General features: G+C 48.6%; 10 protein-coding genes. 6 read left to right on the top strand and 4 right to left on the bottom strand.

All coding sequences use genetic code 11. The features are described 5' to 3' along the window. Window positions 1-130: 130 nt before the first annotated feature. Window positions 131-1,252, top strand: coding sequence for a ribonuclease D (gene rnd, locus B4923_RS14155; protein ID WP_109055008.1), 1,122 nt, complete (start codon window positions 131-133; stop codon window positions 1,250-1,252). A 297-nt stretch (window positions 1,253-1,549) separates the two neighbouring features. Here rnd and minE read toward each other — a convergent pair whose 3' ends face one another. The 3 genes from minE to minC form a co-directional block, all read right to left on the bottom strand. Then, window positions 1,550-1,819 (bottom strand): cell division topological specificity factor MinE, encoded by a 270-nt coding sequence (gene minE, locus B4923_RS14160; RefSeq protein ID WP_015840174.1) that lies wholly within the window; start codon window positions 1,817-1,819, stop codon window positions 1,550-1,552. Window positions 1,820-1,822: 3 nt separating this feature from the next. After that, entirely contained in the window at window positions 1,823-2,635 is an 813-nt protein-coding gene (minD, locus tag B4923_RS14165; protein WP_109055009.1) for a septum site-determining protein MinD, read from the bottom strand. Between the two features lie 91 nt (window positions 2,636-2,726). Beyond that, a complete protein-coding gene (gene minC / locus B4923_RS14170; RefSeq protein WP_109055010.1) occupies window positions 2,727-3,413 on the bottom strand; it encodes a septum site-determining protein MinC in 687 nt (228 codons plus the stop codon). Between the two features lie 137 nt (window positions 3,414-3,550). Here minC and B4923_RS14175 point away from each other — a divergent pair, with 137 nt between their 5' ends. The 4 genes from B4923_RS14175 to B4923_RS14190 all read left to right on the top strand — a co-directional run bounded on the left by B4923_RS14175 (window position 3,551) and on the right by B4923_RS14190 (window position 5,711). After that, window positions 3,551-3,808, top strand: a complete 258-nt coding sequence (locus tag B4923_RS14175) for a YcgL domain-containing protein (RefSeq protein WP_109055011.1) — start codon at window positions 3,551-3,553, stop codon at window positions 3,806-3,808. 417 nt (window positions 3,809-4,225) lie between these two features. Further along, window positions 4,226-4,882, top strand: a complete 657-nt coding sequence (locus B4923_RS14180) for a fumarylacetoacetate hydrolase family protein (RefSeq protein ID WP_109055012.1) — start codon at window positions 4,226-4,228, stop codon at window positions 4,880-4,882. Window positions 4,883-4,982: 100 nt separating this feature from the next. Then, entirely contained in the window at window positions 4,983-5,429 is a 447-nt protein-coding gene (locus B4923_RS14185) for a YcgN family cysteine cluster protein (protein ID WP_109055013.1), read from the top strand. Window positions 5,430-5,513: 84 nt separating this feature from the next. Continuing rightward, complete coding sequence (locus B4923_RS14190) at window positions 5,514-5,711, top strand: DNA polymerase III subunit theta (protein ID WP_109055014.1); 198 nt, start codon at window positions 5,514-5,516, stop codon at window positions 5,709-5,711. A gap of 74 nt (window positions 5,712-5,785) precedes the next feature. On the opposite strand, the gene dsbB is transcribed toward B4923_RS14190, so the two are convergent. Continuing rightward, a complete protein-coding gene (dsbB, locus tag B4923_RS14195; protein ID WP_109055015.1) occupies window positions 5,786-6,316 on the bottom strand; it encodes a disulfide bond formation protein DsbB in 531 nt (176 codons plus the stop codon). A 477-nt stretch (window positions 6,317-6,793) separates the two neighbouring features. On the opposite strand from dsbB, the gene fadR reads away from it, so the two are divergent. Continuing rightward, window positions 6,794-7,513 (top strand): fatty acid metabolism transcriptional regulator FadR, encoded by a 720-nt coding sequence (gene fadR, locus B4923_RS14200; RefSeq protein WP_109055016.1) that lies wholly within the window; start codon window positions 6,794-6,796, stop codon window positions 7,511-7,513. The last annotated feature ends 54 nt before the right edge of the window (window positions 7,514-7,567 follow it).

Here is a 7,567-nt window from a genome sequence, read left to right on the forward strand (position 1 = left end):
GAAAGTGGCGTCGTGTCGATCGGCTTGCGGGAATAGATCCGCAAGAGGGACGTCAGCCCCTGTTATCCCATTCACGCCGGTTCGTCCGGCGTGACTTTTTATATTTATAAGCTATCAAGAGAATGATGTTTTGAATTATCAGTTGATCACCACCGATACCGGGTTAAAACAAGTTTGCACACAGGCGCGCCAGTATCAACGGATCGCGTTGGATACGGAGTTCGTCAGAACGAGGACGTACTACCCGCAGTTAGGGTTGATTCAATTGTATGATGGCGAACAGCTTTCGCTTATCGATCCGCTGGAGATTACCAACTGGCTTCCTTTTCAGGAACTGTTGCGCGATGAGCAGGTCACCAAATTTCTGCATGCCGGCAGCGAAGATCTGGAAGTATTTCTCAATGCTTTTGATCTGTCGCCTACGCCATTTATTGATACCCAGATTCTGGCCGCTTTCCTGGGTAAACCACTTTCTTACGGCTTTGCTGCGCTGGTCGCCGAGTATATGGACGTGACGCTCGATAAAAGTGAATCACGCACTGACTGGCTGGCTCGTCCGCTGAGTGAAAAACAGTGTGACTATGCGGCTGCGGATGTGTTCTATCTATTGCCGATGGCGATTAAACTGGTCGAAGAAATCAACGCTGCCGGATGGACAATGGCCGCGCAGGATGAGTGTCGCCTGCTTTGTCAGCGCAAACAGGAAATTCTGGCGCCCGAGGTGGCTTATCGTGAGATAGGAAATGCCTGGCAGTTACACGGTCGTCATCTGGCTTGCCTGCAACGCCTTGCCGAGTGGCGTTTGCGTAAGGCCCGTGAGCGCGACAGCGCGGTAAATTTTGTAGTGCGCGAGGAAAACCTTTTACAGGTTGCCCGATGCCTGCCATCGTCATTAGGGGAGTTGGACTCTTTGGGGCTTAGCGGTCCGGAAATTCGTTACCACGGTAAAACGCTATTGTCTCTGGTCGCGCAAACGAGCGGTATTGCCGACGCTGACTGCCCGGCGCCGGTAATCAATTTGATTGATTACCCTGGCTATAAAAAGGCATTCAAGGATATTAAAGCCATGGTGCAACGCTACAGCGAAAGCAGTGGATTATCTGCTGAACTGCTGGCGTCACGGCGTCAAATTAACCGGGTGCTTAACTGGCACTGGAAATTAACCGGGCAGGATGCCTTACCTGAAATGTTCTCCGGCTGGCGCAATAATTTATATGGCGATGCGCTACGGGAAATCCTGCGGGGATATTAATCAGCGCTAACTGAAATTAATCGCTGTTCACCCATTATTGATAGACGTATTTTCAATATGGGGGGAGCGATTATTTCAGATATTTCTCAGAAAATATTGACGGCGTTTTTGCACCAATCTATTTATTGGGCGTTTGTTTTTTAAACACGAGACGGCGGCGAGCGTCAGATAAAACGATCGTCCAGAAATAAAAAGCAGGAATAAAAAAGGAAATACAAAGTCTGGATGGCCAATAAAGACTGGATATATATACAATATCCCCTGCAAAATTAGCAGGGGATAGTTATGGCAGAAAAATCATTTAGGTGTTTCTTCCGCCTCTGGCAATGTGACGTTCAACTCAAGTACGGAAATATCATCTCCTTTTTGCTCTAGTTGAACGGTTACCATTTCCGGGTCAATCTGTACATATTTACAGATGACCTCAAGTATATCCCGTTTTAGTTGCGGCAGATAATGGGGTTCACTATCTCCCCGACGTCGCTCCGCGACAATAATTTGCAGCCGTTCCTTGGCAATATTGGCTGTCGTTTTTTTGCGGGACAGAAAGAAGTCGAGTAATGCCATGATTTATCCCCCAAAAAGTCGTTTAAGGAAACCTTTCTTCTCTTCCTCTACAAAGCGAAAAGCCTTCTCTTCGCCCAACAGGCGGTCTACGGTATCCGCATAGGCTTTGCCGGCATCGGATTCGACATCCAGAATAACCGGTTCACCCTGGTTCGACGCGCGGAGTACTGACTGATCTTCAGGAATCACGCCCACCAGCGGAATTCTGAGGATCTCAAGCACATCTTCCATGCTCAGCATATCGCCGCGGCTTACCCGGCCTGGGTTATAGCGGGTCAGCAGCAGGTGTTCCTTGATAGGCTCTTCTGAACGTTCCGCCCGGCGCGATTTTGACGAGAGAATGCCAAGAATACGGTCGGAGTCGCGAACGGAAGACACTTCCGGGTTGGTGGTGATGATAGCTTCATCGGCGAAATAAAGCGCCATCAGCGCGCCGGTTTCGATGCCCGCCGGCGAATCACAAACGATGAAGTCGAATTCCATTTCGCCCAGATCGTTCAGTATTTTCTCGACGCCTTCACGGGTCAACGCATCTTTATCACGCGTTTGCGACGCGGGCAGAATGTACAGATTATCCGTGCGCTTATCTTTGATCAGCGCCTGATTCAGTGTCGCATCACCTTGAATAACATTAACAAAATCATAAACCACGCGACGCTCGCATCCCATAATCAGGTCGAGGTTACGTAAACCGATGTCAAAATCGATGACAACGGTTTTTTTCCCTTTCCGGGCTAAACCGGTAGCAATGGCCGCGCTTGAAGTGGTCTTGCCAACGCCCCCTTTACCCGATGTAACAACAATGATGCGTGCCATAAATGTTTCCTTGTCAAAGGGTTCAGAACGTATCCCGTCAGGCTGTTCTCATTGTCACGGTCGGTGACGACAACGCCCGCTGGCATAGGTACTAGTCTAGAGGTTTTATGTTTAAAACATTGTCCAGCAGGTTCAGGTTTATCCTTGCAGCCTGCCCGGAGTATGAAGCGGGTATCTGATCGCTCAGCCAATAACGGCCGGCGATGGATACAAGCTCAGCGGCCAGATGCGTGCAAAATATCTGGCTTTGTACATCGCCAGACACGCCGGCGAGGGCGCGGCCACGCATCATGCCATAAATATGAATATTGCCATCGGCAATCACCTCGGCGCCCGCGCTGACACTGCTGGTTACAATCAAGTCGCAGTTCCGGGCGTAAATCTGCTGACCGGAGCGTATCGGTGTATTGATGACTTTGGTTTTTACCGCGGCAGGAACATCAGCAACGGGTTCGATCGGACGGCGTTGCGCTTTGCCCTCGCTCAGCAAAGGTAAGCCTGCCAGCGTAATCGCCTGTTTCAACTGTTCGTCTTTACAGCCGCTGACGCCAACGACGCGCAGTCCGGTCGATGAAATAGCCTGTTGTAATGTTATCCAGTCGGTTTCCGCCGTCAATGCGGCGACATTAATGACAACGGGGGCATTTTTCAGAAAAGCGGGCGCTTGCTCGATCTTTTCCTGCAGTGCCTGATAAATTACCTCGGGTTGGGAATCATGCAAATGAACAACCGATAAGGTAAAGCTGCTGCCTTTTAGCTCAATTGGCGTTAGTGACATCTATCCTGACTCAGTTTCAGCATCTTTTTAATCCCCAGAGTAACATTTGAGACATGATATTCCAGAGCGCTGTAAGCATGTTATAGTCACAATTATATACAGGCAAGACGCCATTCCCATTAAACAGAGTAAAAAAGATGTTTTGTGTGATCTATCGAAGTGCCAAACGTGACCAGACATATCTTTATGTCGAAAAAAAAGACGATTTTTCTCGCGTTCCGGAAGATCTGATGAAAAGTTTTGGTACGCCGCATTTAGCCATGTTATTGCCGCTGGATGGCAGTAAGAAATTGGCCAATGCCGATATTGAAAAGGTGAAACAAGCACTCCGGGATCAGGGCTTTTATCTGCAGATCCCACCTCCGGTGGAAACGTTATTAAAGACGCTTTGGTAAATGTAAAAAATTAATACCGGCGTTTATTTTCAGATAATGCCTTAGCCGTAATATTACGCTGTGGCGTATTCCAAAAAGCAACCTAAATAATCAGATCTCTCGTTGGAATCGTCAGCGTCGTATTTAACCGGCATCATCGCCGGATGACTTTACTCACTATTGTCAGCGATAGAAATTTGTCCGTTTGTTTTATACTGTGGCGTTCTCTACAGCGATTGGTGACGCTGGTGGCAGAATTGCTATCCGGAATCATGTAGAAGAGGTTCCTGTTTCAGCATCGGCGATGCCATACTCTTTGTCGTGCGTTGGCATTATGATAGGTATGCGGTTGCCTTCAGGGCGATAGCCGACGGCGCAAGACAGCGGGAACGAACTGTTTTTACATAATCACTCAACAGACAGGGCAGGAGAATATCCATGTATCAACACAGAGACTGGCAAGGCGCATTGCTTGATTTCCCAGTCAACAAAGTAGTATGTGTCGGTAGTAACTACTCGGAACATATCAAAGAAATGGGCAGCGCAACGCCAACCGAGCCAGTGTTGTTCATCAAACCTGAAACGTCACTGTGTGATTTGCGTCAGCCAGTGGCCATTCCTAAAAACCTTGGCACCGTCCATCATGAAGTTGAACTGGCCGTACTTATCGGTACGCCGCTGAAGCAGGCGAATGAAGAACGTGTCGCGCGGGCAATTGCCGGTTACGGCGTCGCGTTGGATTTGACGCTGCGTGATTTGCAGTCCGAATTGAAAAAGGCCGGACGGCCATGGGAAAAAGCGAAGGCGTTTGATGGCTCCTGTCCTCTTTCCGGTTTCATTCCGGTATCCGAGTTCGGCGATCCGCAGCAAACTGAACTGGGTGTCAAAGTGAATGACGAGGTTCGTCAGCAGGGGAATACCCGTGACATGATTACGCCGATTCTGCCGTTAATTGCCTATATGAGCCGCTTCTTTACGTTGCGTGCGGGTGACATCATCCTGACCGGTACGCCGCAAGGCGTCGGGCCGATTCAATCCGGCGATATGCTGAAAATCACCGTCAACGATCGTACCCTGAACACCCGCATTATCTGATTATCTGGCTACCCGTTCCGCGCGGATGGGTAGCAAAACTTGCTCCCGCCTGCTAAACCCGTTATACAGAGCACCCAAAAAAGATTAACTGGAAAAGAAAATGACTGAACGCCCTTTTTGGCAGCACAAGACATTGTCAGAGATGTCCGATGATGAATGGGAGTCGCTGTGCGATGGCTGCGGTCAGTGCTGTTTGAATAAGCTGATTGATGAGGATACGGAGGAAATTTATTTCACCAACGTAGCCTGTAATCAACTGAATATAAAAAGCTGTCAATGTCGGAACTATGAACGTCGTTTTGAGTATGAGCCTGACTGCATCAAGCTGACTCGAGAAAACCTGTTGACTTTCAACTGGCTACCGGCAACCTGCGCCTATCGTCTGATTAATGAAGGGAAAACGTTGCCGCATTGGCACCCGCTGATTACCGGCTCCAAGGCCGCGATGCATGGTGAACGGATTTCTGTGCGCCATATTGCCGTGCGTGAAAGTGAGGTTATTGACTGGCAAGATCACATTTTGAACAAACCGGCGTGGGCAAGGTAGCCATAATCCGTGTTCTTCCCTGTGCAATTTCCAATATGCTGTATAATTTTAATACACCAGCAATAAGCACAGGAGGAAGAACAGATGATTAACTTTGAAAAAATCATTATTCAATACAGCGATCAGTACACTGATTTTGCTGCCTCCACGATCGCTTTTATGGAAAGTCAGCAGAAAGCGATCAACGCTGATGAGGTGTCGAAAAATATTCCTAAAGAGAAGAGACAATTTTTCAAAGAGAGATTAGTCCATTACCGGCGTATCTATCGCCCTCAGCAGTGAAGGAGCGTTCTGTGTTTCAACCTGATCACACTCTGCCCGGGTGTGATCCCGGGCTTTTTGTTTTTTTCTGATACTCAGCGACTGAAGAGGTCGCGACGTTTAGGACGGAAAGGCTGAGCAATCAGGACCAATACCGCAATCAGTAAATAAGCCGCGAAAATACCGACTAACCACTGTGGCATTTCCAGCGACAACAACTGCCATTGACGTTCGGAACAGTCTCCCGAAGCATTGAACACCGCTGGAATCCATTTATCCAGCGGCAGCCATGATGGAAAACTGACAAAGAAGTCACAGGTGTTAAAAGGTGACGGGTTAAGCAGTATATCCGTATGTTTCCAGGCGAGGCGCAGACCTTCAAATGCGCTGTATATCCAAAGTCCGATCGCGGGATAACGCAGCAAGCTGGCCGGGGCAATTGCCCCCAGCAAACCTGCGCCCATCACACCAAAAAGCGCATTGCGTTGATAGATGCAAAGTACGCAAGGCTTCAAGAGCATGACGTGCTGGAAATAAAGCGCGACCAATTCCAGAATCAAGGCTGTCAACGCCAGTAACAACCAGGCACCGCGCCCGCGTGAGCAACGGTTAAGAAATCGCAACATAACAAGTATTCCATGCTAAAAATGATCGAATCAGCAGTGTAAACCGATTTGGTTTCACCACCATCATTTCACTGTGCAAAACGTAACAATCTATTTATTTGATTCTTTTCTTTAATTCTATGACGGTACGGCGATGGCGAAGAAGCTATCGGGTTCTCCGCCATCACTTTCCCACCGTCCAACTACTATACACGATTGTGACGATTAGTGGCTGCCTGCTCATGCAAATCCAGCGTCGTAGCAGGAAACGATAAGCGGCACGAGCGTGAATTCAACTCCGGCAGGGAGTAGCATCATATCTGAAATTTTTTATAATCAAGCGGGAATATATCGTCGGCAGCCCCAATGGTTTGGTTTGCAGTCACAGTTTTACCTTGAATGTGATTTGTGTATGGCTGCGACGCTATATCATGTTTAGTTCGTCTGGTATGATGAGTCAGCTGTCATCGGTAAATATCGCTACGGAATATCAAACTCATGGTCATAAAGGCGCAAAGTCCGGCTGGGTTCGCGGAAGAATATATCATTGAAAGTATATGGAATAACCGCTTTCCTCCAGGTTCAATTCTGCCAGCAGAAAGAGAGCTTTCCGAACTGATAGGGGTAACCCGTACGACGTTGCGCGAGGTGCTTCAGCGTTTGGCGCGTGATGGCTGGCTAACCATTCAGCATGGAAAACCAACGAAAATCAATAACTTCTGGGAAACTTCCGGGCTGAATATTCTGGAGACCCTGGCGAGACTCGATCATGATAGCGTACCGCAACTGATTGATAATCTTCTGGCTGTGCGAACCAATATTGCGGCGATTTTTATCCGCACGGCGTTGCGGCAACACCCTGAAAAAACGCGCGAAGTGTTAACGCAGACGGGCTCGGTAGATGACAACGCGGATGCTTTCGCTCAGCTTGATTATAATGTTTTCCGCGGACTGGCTTTTGCCTCGGGCAATCCTATCTATGGCCTTATCCTTAACGGATTGAAAGGCCTGTATATCCGCGTTGGCCGCTATTATTTCTCTAATCCCGATGCGCGCAAACTGGCGATGGATTTTTATGGCCGGCTGGAAGTATTGTGCCGCGACGGGTTGTATGAGCAGGTGATGGATGTGGTCAGACACTACGGTAAGGAAAGCGGCGCCATCTGGCACAGTATGCAGAGCGCCATCCCACGGGATATTGCTGACATTCGCCGTTGAGCAAACCTGAAAAAATCGCTGCGGAATAACGGCCTATTCCTGCCGTCGTAAAAA

The sequence above is a fragment of the Brenneria roseae subsp. americana genome (genome assembly GCF_003115815.1).
Lineage (GTDB): Bacteria > Pseudomonadota > Gammaproteobacteria > Enterobacterales > Enterobacteriaceae > Brenneria > Brenneria roseae.

Excerpts from the sequence above, each read along its gene's own strand:
- minC (WP_109055010.1), bottom strand. The coding sequence starts at position 3,413 with ATGTCACTAACGCCAATTGAGCTAAAAGGCAGCAGCTTTACCTTATCG.
- B4923_RS14175 (WP_109055011.1), top strand. The coding sequence starts at position 3,551 with ATGTTTTGTGTGATCTATCGAAGTGCCAAACGTGACCAGACATATCTT.
- B4923_RS14190 (WP_109055014.1), top strand. The coding sequence starts at position 5,514 with ATGATTAACTTTGAAAAAATCATTATTCAATACAGCGATCAGTACACT.
- B4923_RS14180 (WP_109055012.1), top strand. The coding sequence starts at position 4,226 with ATGTATCAACACAGAGACTGGCAAGGCGCATTGCTTGATTTCCCAGTC.
- dsbB (WP_109055015.1), bottom strand. The coding sequence starts at position 6,316 with ATGTTGCGATTTCTTAACCGTTGCTCACGCGGGCGCGGTGCCTGGTTG.
- fadR (WP_109055016.1), top strand. The coding sequence starts at position 6,794 with ATGGTCATAAAGGCGCAAAGTCCGGCTGGGTTCGCGGAAGAATATATC.
- B4923_RS14185 (WP_109055013.1), top strand. The coding sequence starts at position 4,983 with ATGACTGAACGCCCTTTTTGGCAGCACAAGACATTGTCAGAGATGTCC.
- minE (WP_015840174.1), bottom strand. The coding sequence starts at position 1,819 with ATGGCATTACTCGACTTCTTTCTGTCCCGCAAAAAAACGACAGCCAAT.
- minD (WP_109055009.1), bottom strand. The coding sequence starts at position 2,635 with ATGGCACGCATCATTGTTGTTACATCGGGTAAAGGGGGCGTTGGCAAG.